At 69.3% G+C, this 14,880-nt stretch carries 12 protein-coding genes, 2 rRNA genes and 1 pseudogene (1 of these 15 running past the window's edge); 13 read left to right on the top strand and 2 right to left on the bottom strand.

All coding sequences use genetic code 11. The features are described 5' to 3' along the window. From QF027_RS11375 to QF027_RS11365, 4 genes and pseudogenes are all read left to right on the top strand, one after another. A 23S ribosomal RNA gene (locus tag QF027_RS11375) occupies positions 1-1,816 on the top strand (it extends 1,305 nt beyond the left edge of the window). Positions 1,817-1,921: 105 nt separating this feature from the next. After that, positions 1,922-2,038 (top strand): 5S ribosomal RNA (gene rrf, locus QF027_RS11370). Between the two features lie 62 nt (positions 2,039-2,100). Then, a pseudogene (locus QF027_RS49580) lies at positions 2,101-3,420 on the top strand (hypothetical protein); the annotation flags it as partial. Positions 3,421-3,438: 18 nt separating this feature from the next. Continuing rightward, a complete protein-coding gene (locus QF027_RS11365; RefSeq protein ID WP_306986745.1) occupies positions 3,439-4,215 on the top strand; it encodes a tetratricopeptide repeat protein in 777 nt (258 codons plus the stop codon). A gap of 70 nt (positions 4,216-4,285) precedes the next feature. On the opposite strand, the gene QF027_RS11360 is transcribed toward QF027_RS11365, so the two are convergent. Then, a complete protein-coding gene (locus QF027_RS11360; protein WP_307074280.1) occupies positions 4,286-5,578 on the bottom strand; it encodes a DUF1015 domain-containing protein in 1,293 nt (430 codons plus the stop codon). Positions 5,579-5,650: 72 nt separating this feature from the next. On the opposite strand from QF027_RS11360, the gene QF027_RS11355 reads away from it, so the two are divergent. The 4 genes from QF027_RS11355 (at position 5,651) to QF027_RS11340 (ending at position 9,714) form a co-directional block, all read left to right on the top strand. Beyond that, on the top strand, positions 5,651-6,679 hold the full coding sequence (locus QF027_RS11355) for an HAD hydrolase-like protein (RefSeq protein WP_307074278.1): 1,029 nt from the start codon (positions 5,651-5,653) through the stop codon (positions 6,677-6,679). A gap of 91 nt (positions 6,680-6,770) precedes the next feature. After that, complete coding sequence (locus QF027_RS11350) at positions 6,771-7,814, top strand: FecCD family ABC transporter permease (RefSeq protein ID WP_307074276.1); 1,044 nt, start codon at positions 6,771-6,773, stop codon at positions 7,812-7,814. After that, a complete protein-coding gene (locus tag QF027_RS11345) occupies positions 7,811-8,848 on the top strand; it encodes a FecCD family ABC transporter permease (RefSeq protein ID WP_307074275.1) in 1,038 nt (345 codons plus the stop codon). The genes QF027_RS11350 and QF027_RS11345 overlap by 4 nt, the downstream gene beginning before the upstream one ends. Then, positions 8,845-9,714 (top strand): ABC transporter ATP-binding protein, encoded by an 870-nt coding sequence (locus tag QF027_RS11340; protein ID WP_307074274.1) that lies wholly within the window; start codon positions 8,845-8,847, stop codon positions 9,712-9,714. Before QF027_RS11345 ends, QF027_RS11340 begins: the two co-directional genes overlap by 4 nt. Here the strand turns inward: QF027_RS11340 and QF027_RS11335 are convergent. Then, on the bottom strand, positions 9,698-10,045 hold the full coding sequence (locus QF027_RS11335) for an SCP2 sterol-binding domain-containing protein (RefSeq protein ID WP_306983540.1): 348 nt from the start codon (positions 10,043-10,045) through the stop codon (positions 9,698-9,700). The genes QF027_RS11340 and QF027_RS11335 overlap by 17 nt on opposite strands. Positions 10,046-10,087: 42 nt before the next feature. On the opposite strand from QF027_RS11335, the gene QF027_RS11330 reads away from it, so the two are divergent. The 5 genes from QF027_RS11330 (at position 10,088) to QF027_RS11310 (ending at position 14,777) form a co-directional block, all read left to right on the top strand. Beyond that, positions 10,088-10,390 carry a hypothetical protein gene (locus tag QF027_RS11330; RefSeq protein ID WP_307074272.1) on the top strand — a complete coding sequence of 101 codons (303 nt, stop codon included), beginning with the start codon at positions 10,088-10,090 and terminating at the stop codon, positions 10,388-10,390. A 7-nt stretch (positions 10,391-10,397) separates the two neighbouring features. Then, positions 10,398-11,213 carry a TlyA family RNA methyltransferase gene (locus QF027_RS11325; RefSeq protein ID WP_306983545.1) on the top strand — a complete coding sequence of 272 codons (816 nt, stop codon included), beginning with the start codon at positions 10,398-10,400 and terminating at the stop codon, positions 11,211-11,213. After that, complete coding sequence (locus QF027_RS11320) at positions 11,210-12,115, top strand: NAD kinase (protein ID WP_057614516.1); 906 nt, start codon at positions 11,210-11,212, stop codon at positions 12,113-12,115. Before QF027_RS11325 ends, QF027_RS11320 begins: the two co-directional genes overlap by 4 nt. A gap of 185 nt (positions 12,116-12,300) precedes the next feature. Then, positions 12,301-14,019 carry a DNA repair protein RecN gene (gene recN / locus QF027_RS11315; protein WP_307074270.1) on the top strand — a complete coding sequence of 573 codons (1,719 nt, stop codon included), beginning with the start codon at positions 12,301-12,303 and terminating at the stop codon, positions 14,017-14,019. A gap of 44 nt (positions 14,020-14,063) precedes the next feature. After that, positions 14,064-14,777 (top strand): hypothetical protein, encoded by a 714-nt coding sequence (locus tag QF027_RS11310; RefSeq protein WP_307074269.1) that lies wholly within the window; start codon positions 14,064-14,066, stop codon positions 14,775-14,777. Positions 14,778-14,880: the final 103 nt, after the last annotated feature.

The raw sequence follows: 14,880 nt of genomic DNA, 5'->3' as shown, positions 1-14,880 counted from the left end.
GGGAGCGTCGTGTGCCGGGTGAAGCCGCGCCGGAAGGCAGTGGTGGACGGTTCACGAGTGAGAATGCAGGCATGAGTAGCGATACACACGTGGGAAACGTGTGCGCCGATTGACTAAGGGTTCCTGGGTCAAGCTGATCTGCCCAGGGTAAGTCGGGACCTAAGGCGAGGCCGACAGGCGTAGTCGATGGATAACCGGTTGATATTCCGGTACCCGCTGTGAAGCGTCAAACACCGAACCTATTGATGCTAAGGCCGTGAAGCCGTTCCGGACCCTTCGGGGAATGGAAAGTGGTGGAGCCGCCGAACCAAGGTGGTAGTAGGTGAGTGATGGGGTGACGCAGGAAGGTAGTCCAGCCCGGGCGGTGGTTGTCCCGGGGTAAGGGTGTAGGCCGTGCGGTAGGTAAATCCGTCGCACACAAGGCTGAGACCTGATGCCGAGCCGATTGTGGTGAAGTGGATGATCCTATGCTGTCGAGAAAAGCCTCTAGCGAGTTTCATGGCGGCCCGTACCCTAAACCGACTCAGGTGGTCAGGTAGAGAATACCGAGGCGTTCGGGTGAACTATGGTTAAGGAACTCGGCAAAATGCCCCCGTAACTTCGGGAGAAGGGGGGCCATCACTGGTGAGAGGACTTGCTCCTCGAGCTGGGGGTGGCCGCAGAGACCAGCGAGAAGCGACTGTTTACTAAAAACACAGGTCCGTGCGAAGCCGTAAGGCGATGTATACGGACTGACGCCTGCCCGGTGCTGGAACGTTAAGGGGACCGGTTAGTCCGACTTCGGTCGGGCGAAGCTGAGAACTTAAGCGCCAGTAAACGGCGGTGGTAACTATAACCATCCTAAGGTAGCGAAATTCCTTGTCGGGTAAGTTCCGACCTGCACGAATGGCGTAACGACTTCTCGACTGTCTCAACCATAGGCCCGGTGAAATTGCACTACGAGTAAAGATGCTCGTTTCGCGCAGCAGGACGGAAAGACCCCGGGACCTTTACTACAGTTTGATATTGGTGTTCGGTTCGGCTTGTGTAGGATAGCTGGGAGACTGTGAACTCCGGACGCCAGTTCGGGGGGAGTCGTCGTTGAAATACCAGTCTGGTCGTGCTGGATGTCTAACCTGGGTCCGTGATCCGGATCAGGGACAGTGTCTGATGGGTAGTTTAACTGGGGCGGTTGCCTCCTAAAGAGTAACGGAGGCGCCCAAAGGTTCCCTCAGCCTGGTTGGCAATCAGGTGTTGAGTGTAAGTGCACAAGGGAGCTTGACTGTGAGACCGACGGGTCGAGCAGGGACGAAAGTCGGGACTAGTGATCCGGCGGTGGCTTGTGGAAGCGCCGTCGCTCAACGGATAAAAGGTACCCCGGGGATAACAGGCTGATCTTCCCCAAGAGTCCATATCGACGGGATGGTTTGGCACCTCGATGTCGGCTCGTCGCATCCTGGGGCTGGAGTCGGTCCCAAGGGTTGGGCTGTTCGCCCATTAAAGCGGTACGCGAGCTGGGTTTAGAACGTCGTGAGACAGTTCGGTCCCTATCCGCTGCGCGCGCAGGAATATTGAGAAGGGCTGTCCCTAGTACGAGAGGACCGGGACGGACGAACCTCTGGTGTGCCAGTTGTTCTGCCAAGGGCATGGCTGGTTGGCTACGTTCGGGAGGGATAACCGCTGAAAGCATCTAAGCGGGAAGCCTGCTTCGAGATGAGTATTCCCACCCCCTTTGAGGGGTTAAGGCTCCCAGTAGACGACTGGGTTGATAGGCCGGATCTGGAAGCCCAGTAATGGGTGGAGGTGACCGGTACTAATAGGCCGAGGGCTTGTCCATATTTGCTCGCGTCCACTGTGTTAGTTCTGAGGCAACGACCGTTGTCGGCTTTGAGCTGGAACGCATAACAGAAAAGTGTGCTTGTTCGCTCGAAACCATTAGGGTTTCGGTGGCCATAGCGTGAGGGAAACGCCCGGTTACATTCCGAACCCGGAAGCTAAGCCTTACAGCGCCGATGGTACTGCAGGGGGGACCCTGTGGGAGAGTAGGACGCCGCCGAACAATATTTGGAGGACCCCTGGTCCCAGCGTTCAGCTGGGACCAGGGGTCCTTTTGTTTTTAGAATGCTTGCAGTACCGAAGACAGGAGTCACCATGTCCACCAACTCTCCCGACGACCGACCGGAGCGCGACCAGCGGCGACGGGACAGTGGTGACCGTGGCGGTTTCCGCCGCGACGACAACCGCGGTGCCGGCGACCGTGGCGGCAGTGAGCGCGGCGCCAATCGCGGTGGCGGCTACGGACGCCGTGACGACAGCCGCAGTGGTGGCTATGCCCGGCGGGATGACCGCCGTGACGACCGCCGGAGCGATGACCGCGGTGATCGTGGTGGTTTCCGCCGTGACGACAACCGCAGTGGCGACAGCCGTGGTGGGGACAGCCGTGGTGGGGACAGCCGTGGTGGGGACAACCGTGGTGGCGGCTACGGCCGGCGTGACGATCGCGACCGCGGCCCTCGTGGGGACGATCGTGGGCCTCGCCCCGCGTTCCGTCGCGACGACCGGCCGACCGGTCCGCGCCGCGACGACCGCGACCGCGACCGTGGGTTCCGACGCGATGGTGACCGGCCTGCCTTCCGCCGTGACGACCGAGGCGACCGTGGTGACCGAGGCGAGCGCATAGAGCGCCGCGACAACGACCGTGGTGGCTTCCGCCGCGACGACAACCGCGGCGGCGGGCACGCGGGCCGAGACGACCGCGGTGATCGTGGTGGTTTCCGCCGTGACGACAACCGCAGTGGCGACAACCGTGGTGGGGACAACCGTGGTGGCGGCTACGGCCGGCGTGACGATCGCGACCGCGGCCCTCGTGGGGACGATCGTGGGCCTCGCCCCGCGTTCCGTCGCGACGACCGGCCGACCGGTCCGCGCCGCGACGACCGCGACCGTGGGTTCCGACGCGATGGTGACCGGCCTGCCTTCCGCCGTGACGACCGAGGCGACCGTGGTGACCGAGGCGAGCGCATAGAGCGCCGCGACAACGACCGTGGTGGCTTCCGCCGCGACGACAACCGCGGCAGCTACGAGCGCCGTGACGATCGGCGGGATGACCGCCGGAGCGATGACCGCGGTGATCGTGGTGGCTTCCGCCGCGACAACGACCGGCGTGACAACGACCGGCGTGACGACAACCGAGGCGACCGCGGTGGCTTCCGGCGTGACGACAACCGGGACGACCGGGGCGGCTTCCGGCGTGACGACAACCGGAGCGACCGGGGCGGCTTCCGCCGGGACAACGACCGGCGTGACGACCGTGGCGGGCGCGGTGGGCCCCGTAGGGACGACCGTGGTGGGCGCCCCGGCGGGTTCCGTGGGCGGGACGACCGGCGCGGTGGCGACGATCGGCGCGGCGGCGGGCGTTTCCGCGACGAACGGGAGCGCGATCGTGAGCCGATCAAGCGGCTGCCGATCCCCGAGGATGTCACGGGCGACGAGATCGACAAGGACGTACGGCAGGAGCTCCAGAGCCTGCCGAAGGGGCTCGCGGAGGATGTCGCCAAGAACCTGGTGATGGTCGCCAGGCTCATCGACGAGGACCCCGAGGGTGCCTACGGCTACTCCAAGGTGGCCCTGCGGCTGGCGTCTCGTGTCGCCGCCGTACGAGAGGCGGCCGGGTTCGCGGCGTACGCCAACCAGAAGTACAGCGAGGCGCTCGCCGAGTTCCGGGCCGCACGGCGGATGACCGGGAACGTGGAGCTGTGGCCGGTCATGGCCGACTGCGAGCGTGGGCTCGGGCGGCCGGAGAAGGCGCTGGACATGGCCGGGGCGCCCGAGGTGCACAAGCTCGACAAGGCCGGACAGGTGGAGATGCGGCTCGTCGTCGCCGGTGCCCGGCGGGACATGGGGCAGCTGGACGCGGCCATCGTGACGCTGCAGAGTCCCGAGCTGGCTTCCAACTCGGTGCAGCCGTGGACCGCGCGGCTGCGGTACGCGTACGCCGACGCGCTGCTCGCGGCCGGTCGGGAGAGTGAGGCGCGGGAGTGGTTCGCCAAGGCCGTGGAGTCCGACAAGGACGGCAGCACGGACGCCTCCGACCGGCTCGCCGAGCTGGACGGGGTCGAGTTCGTGGACGCCTTCGACGAGTCTGAGGAGCAGGCCGACAGCGAGGCCGCCGAGAAGGTCGTAGAAGTGGACGACGAAGAGGGCGAAGTCGCCGAAGACGGCGACCTCAAGGACTGATACGCGCGGTCAGTGAAGCAGTGAAGCAGTGAACAAGGGGCGGGATCCCGGGATCCCGCCCCTTCGTGCGTCATACGTCCAGTGCGCGCAGGACCAGCCCCGACGCCGGCTTCGGGCCGAACGACGTCGACTTTCGGGGCATCGTGACGCCCTGGCGGGCGAGGTCGCGTACGACCTCCTCGCGGACCGGGTGCATCAGGACGGCTGTTCCGCCGTCGCGTTCCGCCTTCTCGACCGTCGCGGCCGTGTCGTGGATGTAGGCGATGCGGGCGGGGTCGTCCTCGGGGACGTGCCAGACGTGGGCGAGGAGTGTGGCGTGCAGGACCGTGGCGTCCAGGGTGCGCCAGGCGGTGGGGCGGTCCGTGGGGACCGTGCGGGACAGGAGGCCCGGGTCGGGGCGGTCCACGAGGTGGAAGGCGCCGTCTCCGGCGAGGAGGAAGGCGTTGCCCGCGCAGGCCGAGTCGGCGAGGGCGTCCAGGCCCTCGTCCAGGGCCACGTCGAGGCGCCGTACGCGGAAGAGGCCGTCGAGGAGCGCCAGAGACCGGGCCACCGGGATGCCGTGCAGCAGGCGATGGATGGCTCGGACGCGGAGAGGGTAGCGGGCCGTGTCGACGAGGAGGACAAGGCCGTGGTCCCAGGGGCTGGGTGAGGGGTGCTCCGCGCGTAGACGGCGGTAGGTCGCCCAGCGGTGGTGGCCGTCGGCGATGAGGGCCTGGTGCTGGGCCAGGTCCGAGCGGATGCCGGCCACTTCGGCAGGGTCGGTGATCGACCACAGGCGGTGGCGGTAGCCGTCCTCGGTGGTGGTGGCCAGGAGCGGGGGCTGGTCGACCACGCGTTCGATTGCGGTCGTCGTGACGGACTCCGCGCCGTTGCCGCGGTAGGTGAGGAGCAGGGGCTCCAGATTTGCCGAGGTGGCGCGCATCAGGGCCGCGCGGTCGGCGACGACGTGCGGCATGACGTCCTCGTGCGGCAGGACCACGCCCTCCGACGGCTCCGACAGGAGCAGGGTGCCGATGATCCCGCGCTGAAGCAGACCGGCTCCGTCGCGCTGTTCGTACACGTACAGGCCGGGCTCGGGGTCAGCGGTCAGGATGCCCTCGGAGAGCCAGCCGCGCAGGGTGCGGGCCGCCTGCTCGTTGCGTTCGGCGGGTGTCGTCGCCTGCGGGAGAATCAGCCGGACGATGTTGTACGGGTCGTTGGACTGGAGTTGGTGCAGCCCGTCGGGGCGGACCACGACGTCGTACGGCGGTGATGTCACGGCGGCCAGGCTGCCGACCCGGTCGGGGTCGTAGCGCAGGCCGCGGAACGGGGTGAGTTCCAGGCCTCGGCGCGCCGTTGCTTCCGGGTGACCTGCTGTGTTCATCCCGGCATCGTACGGGTGTCAGTGGCATGGGGGATGATCGGGGGAAAGCCGTCGAACGAGGAGCGATGCGGAATGAGCCAGGGCGCGAGGACGAGGCCCGAGGGCAGTGGGCAGGCGCTGAGCAAGGCGTACGACACCGCGCTGCTCGACCTCGACGGAGTGGTGTACGCGGGCGGGAACGCGATCGCGCACGCCGTCGACTCGCTCGCCACCGCGCGCGAGGGAGGTATGCACCTCGCCTACGTCACCAACAACGCGCTGCGCACGCCCGACACCGTGGCCGAGCACCTCACCGAACTGGGGATACCGACGGGCGCCGATGACGTCATCACCTCCGCCCAGGCGGTCGCGCGGCTGATCAGCGAGCAGGTGCCGGCCGGTTCCCGGGTGCTCGTCATCGGTGGCGAGGGGCTGCGGGTCGCGCTGCGCGAGCGGGGCCTTGAGCCCGTGGAGTCGGCGGACGACGATCCGGCGGCGGTCGTGCAGGGTTTCGGTGGGCCGGACCTGCCCTGGGGGCGGTTCGCAGAGGCCAGTTATGCCGTTGCGCGTGGGGTGCCCTGGTTCGCGTCCAACACCGACCTGACGATTCCGAGCGGGCGGGGGATCGCACCGGGCAACGGAGCCGCGGTGGAGGTCGTGCGGATAGCGACCGGTGCCGAGCCGCAGGTCGCGGGCAAGCCGTTGCCTCCCATGCACCGCGAGACGATCCTGCGGACCGGTGCGAATCGGCCGTTGGTGGTCGGGGACCGGCTGGACACGGACATCGAGGGCGCGTTCAACGGCGAGGTGGACTCGCTCCTCGTGCTCACCGGCGTCACCGACGGCGCCCAGTTGCTGGCCGCGCCGCCGCAGCACCGGCCGACCTATGTGGACGCCGATCTGCGGGGGATGCTCACCGGGCAGCCCGAGGTCACCGAGGCGGGAGAAGGCTTCCGGTGCGGTGGCTGGAGTGCGAGGGCCGACGAGGAGCGACTGGAACTCGACGGTGACGGCGAGGCCCTGGACGGGCTGCGGGCGCTGTGCGCGGCGGCCTGGACGGCGGCCGGAGACGGTGTGTGCGAGCTGGACGGGGGCAAGGCGCTCGCCAGGCTGGGGTTGTGAGTCGTAGGGGGCGGGCAGGCGTTCCTGTGAGTCCGGGGACGTTCGGCCCTCGGGATCGTGGCTGGTTGGCAGGGTAGGCTAACCTAACTGCGTGTTGGTCGACAGTCCTCCCGAACAGCGCGCGGAGACCGCCCCCGCGCCCCCAACCCGCCGGGCGATACGAGTCGTTGGACTCCTCGTGTCCGTCGTGATCCTGGTGTTCGTCGCCACGGCGAGCATCGCGGTCGGGGCGAAAGGGCTGTCCGTGGAACAGGTCTGGCACGGCCTGTTCCAGGACACGGGGACCTATGGCGACGTCGTGGTGGCCGACCGGCTGTCGCGGACCGTCCTCGGCCTGCTGGCCGGTGCCGCTCTCGGTCTGTCCGGAGCGGTGCTGCAGGCGCTCACCCGTAATCCGCTGGCCGACCCCGGGCTGCTCGGCATCAACGCGGGCGCGTCCGCCGCGGTCGTCACCGCGATCACCTTCTTCGGTGTCACCTCGCTCAGCGGCTACGTCTGGTTCGCCTTTCTCGGTGCGGCCGCGGTGGGCGCCCTGGTCTGGTTCCTGGGCGGGAGCCGTGGCGCCACCCCGGTCAGGCTCGCGCTGGCCGGTACGGCGATCAGCGCGGCGCTGTACGGCTATCTCCAGGCCGTGATGATCACCGACGACCAGGCGCTCAACAAGATGCGGTTCTGGACGGTCGGTTCGCTGTCCTCGGCGAACAACTCGACCATCCTGCAGGTGCTGCCGTTCCTCGCGGCCGGCTCGCTCCTCGCCCTCGCGCTGGCCCGGCCGCTCAACGCGATGGAGATGGGCGACGACACGGCCAAGGCACTCGGCGCCAACCTCAACCGCACCCGGGCGCTGGCCATGCTCTCCGCGACCGTGCTGTGCGGGGCCGCGACCGCCGCCTGCGGACCGATCGTGTTCGTCGGCCTGATGGTGCCGCACATCGTGCGCTCCTTCACCGGCCCCGACCTGCGCTGGATCCTGCCGTACGCGACCATCCTGTCGCCCGTGCTGCTGCTGGGCTCCGACGTCATCGGGCGTCTCGTCGCGCGGCCCGCGGAGCTCCAGGTCGGCATCGTCACCGCGCTCGTCGGCGGTCCGGTCTTCATCTTTCTCGTACGACGGCGGAGGACGGCGCAGCTGTGAGGACCAACCGAGCCATCAGGACCCCCGGCGGGCTTTCCCTGCGGCTGGACGTCCGGGCCACTGTCGTCGTCGGCCTGATCCTCCTGGCCGCGCTCACCGCGAGCGTCGTGCTGATCGGCACCGGCGACTTCCCGATCCCGGCCGGGGACGTGCTGAGGACGCTGCTCGGGAACGGCAACGCGGGGCAGGAGTTCATCATCAACGAGCTGCGGCTGCCGCGGGTCTTCGTCGGGCTCCTGGTCGGCGCCTCGCTCGGGCTCGGGGGCGCGCTCTTCCAGGCCATCTCCCGCAATCCGCTGGGCAGTCCGGACGTGCTCGGGCTCAGCCAGGGGGCGACGGCCGGGGCGCTCACGATGATCGTGCTGTTCTCCGGGAGCGCGACCCAGGTCACCCTGGGCGCGCTCGTGGGCGGACTCGTGACCGGGTTCGCCATCTATCTCCTCGCCTGGAAGCAGGGCGTGCACGGATACCGGCTGGTCCTGGTCGGTATCGGTGTCTCCGCGATCGTCACGGCGGTCAACGGCTATCTGCTGACCCGGTCCACCCTCACCGAGGCGGCCCAGGCGGTCGTCTGGATGACCGGCTCCCTCAGCGGCCGGGACTGGACGCAGGTCTGGCCGCTGCTGTGGCTGTGCGCCGTCCTCGTCCCGCTCGTCCTCGCCAACGCGCGCGGGCTGCGGATGATGGAGATGGGCGACGACGTGTCGAACGCCCTCGGGGTGCGTGTCGAACGCGTAAGGCTGCTGCTGTTGGTCGCCGCCGTCCTGCTCACCGCCGCCGCCACCGCGGCCGCCGGACCGGTCAGCTTCGTCGCGCTCACCGCTCCGCAGCTGGCCCGCCGTCTCACCCGCTCGCCCGGCCCCAACCTGGTGCCGTCCCTGTGCATGGGCGCCACCCTCCTGGTCACCGCCGACTGGGTCTCGCAGAAGGTCTTCGGCGCGGACCAGCTGCCCGTCGGCGTGGTCACCGGAGTCCTCGGCGGCGTCTATCTGCTGTGGCTCCTGGTCACCGAGCGCAGGGCGGGCCGGATATGAGCGCCGAGACCATCCTCACCAGCGGACTGAACAACCCAAGGAGCACCGTGAACCGCCTGTCCGCCGACACCGTCACCCTCGCCTACGACCAGCGGGTCATCGCCGAGCAGCTGTCGGTGGAGATACCCGACAACTCCTTCACGGTGATCGTCGGCCCCAACGCGTGCGGTAAGTCCACGCTTCTGCGGGCCCTCTCGCGGATGCTCAAGCCCAGCCAGGGCAAGGTGCTGCTCGACGGGCAGGTCATCCAGTCGATGCCGGCGAAGAAGGTCGCCCGCACTCTGGGTCTGCTCCCGCAGTCGTCGATCGCGCCGGACGGGATCACCGTCGCCGACCTGGTCGGCCGCGGCCGCTACCCCCACCAGGGCATCCTGCGCCAGTGGTCCACCGAGGACGAGCGGGTCGTACAGGAGTCCATGCGGCAGACCGGGGTCGCGGAACTCGCCGAGCGGTACGTCGACGAGCTGTCCGGCGGTCAGCGGCAGCGGGTGTGGATCGCGATGGCGCTCGCCCAGCAGACCCCGCTGCTGCTCCTCGACGAGCCGACGACCTACCTCGACATCCAGCACCAGATCGACGTCCTCGACCTCTGCGCCGAGTTGCACGAGGAGCAGGGCCGCACGCTGGTGGCGGTTCTGCACGACCTCAACCACGCCGCCCGGTACGCCACGCATCTCATCGCACTGAAGAGCGGGAAGATCATCGCCGAGGGGCGCCCGAACGACATCGTCACGGCCGAGCTGGTCGAGGAGGTCTTCGGGCTGCGCTGCCAGGTGATCGACGACCCGGAGACGGGGACGCCGTTGGTGGTGCCGGCAGCGCGCAAGGCACGCGCGCGCGTGGAGGCCGCTACAGAAGCTTCCTGAGCTGGAACAGGTCCCTCAGGCCCGCCTCCAGCTTCACCCGGCCCGAGCCCCAGGCCTTGGCGAAGTTCAGCTCGCCGTTCACCAGGGCCACCAGGTCGTCACCGGACATGGTGAGCCTGATCTGGGCCTTCTCCTTCGGAGGGCCCTGCAGGGTGTCGTGCACCACGATCCGGCCGCCGGTCATCCGGCCGACGAAGGTGACGTCGAGATCGGTGATACGGCAGCTCACCGAGCGGTCCATGGACGCCGCCGTGGCGGTGTCCCCCTCGGCGTTCCGCATGTTGTCGGAGAGCTTTTCGAGTGCTGCGCGGCACTCCTCGATCGTGGCCATCGCGATCGACGGTACCCCAGCGGTTCGGGGTAGCGTCTGGGCATGAGCGACGCAGTTCCAGAGCCTTCACAAGAGGTCCCGGTCGAAGCCGGGTACGACCCGGCTGCCCCCGCCCCTCTGAACGTCCCTCGCACCCCCACCGGCAACGCCGAGGTGGACGCGCAGCTGGAGCGGCTGGGCGACGCCGACCACCTCGCCACGGACGGACACATCGAGGTGTACGAGGATGTACACCGGGGGCTGCGCGACGCGCTCACCGCGCTCGACGCCCGCCCGGGACCTCCGGCGCCCTCACCGTCGTATGACCAGAGGGCGCCCTCACCCTCGTATGGCACTAGGAGCTGAACCGAACGTGGCAGGAGTCGCACGCAACCGTCTGGACGCGGAGCTGGTCCGCCGGAAGCTGGCGCGCTCGCGCGAGCATGCCGGCCAGCTGATCGCGGCCGGGCGGGTCACCGTCGGCAAGACCGTCGCGACCAAGTCCGCCACCCAGGTGGAGACCGCGGCCGCGATCGTGGTGCAGAGCGACGACAGCGATCCCGGCTACGTGTCCCGGGGTGGGCACAAGCTCGCGGGCGCCCTTCAGGTGTTCGTGCCGCAGGGGCTTGTGGTGGAGGGGCGGCGGGCACTGGACGCCGGGGCCTCCACCGGCGGTTTCACCGATGTGTTGCTGCGGGCGGGGGTGGCGCACGTGGTCGCCGTCGACGTCGGCTACGGACAACTCGCGTGGTCTCTTCAGAGCGATGAACGCGTCACCGTCAAGGACCGTACGAACGTACGCGAGTTGACGCTCGAAGCGATCGATGGGGAACCAGTGGATCTTGTCGTGGGGGATCTGTCCTTCATCCCGCTCGGACTGGTACTGCCCGCCCTGGTGCGGTGCGTGAAGCCGGACGCCGATCTGGTGATGATGGTGAAGCCGCAGTTCGAGGTGGGTAAGGAACGGCTGGGCAGTGGGGGAGTCGTACGCAGCACGCAGCTGCGGGCCGAGGCCGTGCGCGGTGTCGCCGCGAAGGCGGCGGAACTCGGGCTCGGGGTGAACGGGGTCACGGCCAGTCCGTTGCCCGGCCCCTCGGGAAATGTCGAATACTTTCTGTGGCTGCGTGCCGGGGCGCCCGTCCTGGACCCGGCCGATGTCGACCGTGCAGTTGCGGAGGGGCCGCGTTGAGCCAGAACCGAGCTCGTACTGTTTTCCTGCTCGCCCACACCGGGCGGCCCGCGGCCATTCGCAGTGCCGAGCTGGTCGTCAAGGGGCTGATGCAGTCGGAGATCGGCGTGCGCGTCCTGGAGTACGAGGCGGCCGACCTGCCGCTGCCGCCCGAGGTGGAACTCGTCAAGGAGGCGACTCCGCAGTGCCTCGAAGGGTGCGAGCTGCTCATCGTGCTCGGCGGCGACGGGACGCTGCTGCGCGGCGCCGAGTTCGCCCGGGCGTCCGGGGTGCCGATGCTGGGCGTCAACCTGGGCAGCGTGGGGTTCCTCGCGGAGGCCGAGCGGGACGATCTCGACAAGGTCGTCGATCGGGTGGTGACCAAGGCGTACGAGGTCGAGGAGCGGATGACCGTCGATGTCGTCGTTCACCGCAACGGGGACATCGTTCACACGGACTGGGCGCTGAACGAGGCGGCCGTGCAGAAGGCCGGCGCGGAGAAGTTGCTCGAGGTCGTGCTGGAGATCGACGGGCGGCCGGTGACGGGCTTCGGGTGTGACGGGATCGTGCTGTCCACGCCTACCGGGTCCACGGCCTACGCGTTCTCCGCGGGTGGGCCTGTGGTGTGGCCCGAGGTGGAGGCGCTGCTGATGGTGCCGATCTCCGCGCATGCGTTGTTCGCGAAGCCGTTGGTGACCTCGCCGAACTCGGTGCTGGCCGTGGAGTTGTTGCCTCACATTCCGCCGGGTGTCTTGTGGTGTGACGGGCGGCGGACCTTCGAGTTGCCGCCGGGGGCACGCGTCGAGGTACGGCGGGGGGCCGTGCCGGTGCGGTTGGCTCGGCTGCATCATGCGTCCTTCACCGACCGGCTCGTGGCGAAGTTCGCGTTGCCCGTTTCCGGATGGCGGGGGGCGCCGCACTAACCGTCCGTGGGGGCTGGTTGCGGAGCGTGCGCGGGTGCACGTTGTTCGTGGTTGCTCGCGCCCGCGCGGCGGAGCCGCAAATCGATACAGCCCCGCGCCCCTTGAAAACCTCCACTCGCCCGAGTGACAGGGGGCCTCGCATCTCGTCCTCCCGACCTCGTAAGGTCTTCACCGTGCTGGAAGAGATGCGGATACGATCGCTCGGAGTCATCGATGACGCCGTCGTCGAGTTGTCGCCCGGGTTCACCGCTGTCACCGGTGAGACGGGTGCGGGCAAGACCATGGTGGTCACCAGCCTGGGGCTGCTGCTCGGCGGGCGGGCCGACGCGGCGCTCGTGCGGATCGGGGCCGAGAAGGCGGTGGTGGAGGGACGGATCACTGTGTCCGCCGGCGACTCCGTCGTCGTACGGGCCGAGGAGGCCGGGGCGGAGCTCGACGACGGGGCGCTGTTGATCAGCCGTACCGTTTCCGCCGAAGGACGGTCCCGGGCGCACCTGGGTGGGCGGTCCGTGCCCGTGGGGGTGCTCGCCGAGCTCGCCGACGAGCTGGTCGCCGTGCACGGGCAGACCGATCAGCAGGGGCTGCTCAAGCTGACCCGGCAGCGGCAGGCGCTCGACCGGTACGCGGGTGATGCCGTCGCCGTGCCGCTGGCCAAGTACACCGAGGCCTACCGGCGGCTGCGGGCCGTCTCCGTCGAACTGGACGAGATCGTCACGCGTGCGCGTGAGCGGGCCCAGGAAGCCGACATGCTGCGGTACGGGCTCGACGAGATCGCCGGCGTGGAGCCTCGGGCAGGGGAGGACGTCGAGCTGGCCGAGGAGGCCGAGCGACTCGGGCACGCCGAGGCGCTGTCGTCGGCCGCCACGGCCGCCCATGCCGCCCTCGCCGGGAACCCCGAGGACCCCGAGGGCATCGATGCCGCGACGCTCGTGGCGGGCGCTCAGCGGGCTCTGGAAGCCGTACGGTCGCACGATCCCGCGCTGGCGGCGCTCGCCGACCGGATCGGGGAGATCGGGATCCTGCTGGGCGATGTGGCCGGGGAGCTGGCGGGGTACGCCGACGACCTGGACGCCGATCCGCTACGGCTGTCGGCCGTCGAGGAGCGGCGGGCCGCTCTCACCGCGCTGACGCGGAAGTACGGCGCGGACGTCGCCACCGTGCTCACCTGGGCCGAGCAGAGTGCCGCGAGGCTCACCGAACTGGACGGCGACGACGAGCGCATCGACGAGCTGACCGCCGAGCGCAACGCGCTCAGGACCGAACTGGGCGGGCTGGCACAGGCGCTGACAGATGCGCGTACGGATGCCGCGGAGAGGTTTGCCGCCGCGGTGACCGCAGAGCTGGCCTCGCTGGCGATGCCCCACGCGCGCGTGTCCTTCGCCATCCGGCAGACCGAGGACCCCGAGGGTGTCGAGGTCGGCGGTCGCGCGGTCGCGTACGGGCCTGCTGGTGTCGACGAGGTCGAGCTGCTGCTCGCCCCGCATCCGGGGGCGCCGGCGCGGCCCATCGCCAAGGGCGCGTCCGGCGGTGAGCTCTCGCGCGTGATGCTGGCCGTCGAGGTCGTGTTCGCGGGAACGGACCCTGTGCCGACATATCTCTTCGACGAGGTGGACGCCGGGGTCGGCGGCAAGGCGGCGGTCGAGATCGGGCGGCGGCTCGCGCGGCTCGCGAAGACCGCGCAGGTCGTGGTCGTGACCCATCTGCCTCAGGTCGCCGCCTTCGCCGACCGGCAGTTGCTGGTCGAGAAGACGAACGACGGGTCCGTCACCCGGTCCGGTGTGAAGGTCCTGGAGGGCGAGGAACGGGTTCGGGAGCTGTCCCGGATGCTCGCCGGACAGGAGGACTCGGAGACGGCCCGCGCGCATGCGGAGGAGTTGCTGGCCACGGCTCGGGCGGACGCGTGACGGGTACGTCCCTGGGACTCACCGCTGCTCTGACTCGCGTCGGCATGGCCGCCCTTCGGGCGACAGCGCCGGGTGGCCGGGAGCGGTGGGAGCGGACGAACTACGCCGGTCGGACGGTCGAGTTGTACGCCGGGCCTGCGACCGCGCTGGCCGCTGCGATCGGGGTCGGGCGGATTCGGCCCGCCGCGGGGCTGGCGGTGGCCGTCGCGGGGCTCTGCGGGGCGTACGACGACGTCGCGGGGGACCATCGGCGGGGGCTCCGGGCGCATATGGCCGCGCTGCGGGACGGTGAAGTGACCAGCGGGGCCGTCAAGTTGTTCGGGATATCGGCGGCAGGGCTGGTCGCGGGGGCGCTGATGAAGGAGCGGGTCGTCGACAAGGCCCTCGCGGGTGTGGTGATCGCCGGGGCCGCGCATGTCGTCAACCTCGTGGACGTACGGCCCGGTCGGGCGGCCGGTGCGGTGGTGGCGCTCGGGGTGCCGGGGATGGTGCGGTCGGAGCTGGCGGCCGTTGCCGTGGGCGCGGCGGGCGCCGTATTGCCGGACGACCTCGGTGAGCGCGTGATGATCGGGGATGCGGGGGCGCATGCGTTGGGGGCGGCCCTGGGGGCCGCGGTGGTCGAGGGCAACGGGCGGCTGGGGTTGGTTGCGCATGCGGCCGCGGTTGTGGCTGCTGCTGCATGTGGGGGTGCGGTGAGTCGTGTGACAGCTGCGGCCACCTTCAGGTCAGACGAGGCTTGCCGTCACTCTTGTGAGTGACCCCGACTCGCCGCACACGCCGTTCCCCCGTTCTCCGCATTCACGGAACACCCGTACGTCCTGGCATCCTTGGCAGAGAACCCATCACGCGTAGGAAGCGCGC

Origin of the sequence: Streptomyces canus, from assembly GCF_030816965.1 — a bacterium.
Lineage (GTDB): Bacteria > Actinomycetota > Actinomycetes > Streptomycetales > Streptomycetaceae > Streptomyces > Streptomyces canus_E.
This window is presented reverse-complemented; position numbering and strand designations above follow the sequence as displayed.

Excerpts from the sequence above, each read along its gene's own strand:
- QF027_RS11360 (WP_307074280.1), bottom strand. The coding sequence starts at position 5,578 with ATGAACACAGCAGGTCACCCGGAAGCAACGGCGCGCCGAGGCCTGGAA.
- QF027_RS11355 (WP_307074278.1), top strand. The coding sequence starts at position 5,651 with ATGAGCCAGGGCGCGAGGACGAGGCCCGAGGGCAGTGGGCAGGCGCTG.
- QF027_RS11340 (WP_307074274.1), top strand. The coding sequence starts at position 8,845 with ATGAGCGCCGAGACCATCCTCACCAGCGGACTGAACAACCCAAGGAGC.
- QF027_RS11335 (WP_306983540.1), bottom strand. The coding sequence starts at position 10,045 with ATGGCCACGATCGAGGAGTGCCGCGCAGCACTCGAAAAGCTCTCCGAC.
- QF027_RS11330 (WP_307074272.1), top strand. The coding sequence starts at position 10,088 with ATGAGCGACGCAGTTCCAGAGCCTTCACAAGAGGTCCCGGTCGAAGCC.
- recN (WP_307074270.1), top strand. The coding sequence starts at position 12,301 with ATGCGGATACGATCGCTCGGAGTCATCGATGACGCCGTCGTCGAGTTG.
- QF027_RS11310 (WP_307074269.1), top strand. The coding sequence starts at position 14,064 with ATGGCCGCCCTTCGGGCGACAGCGCCGGGTGGCCGGGAGCGGTGGGAG.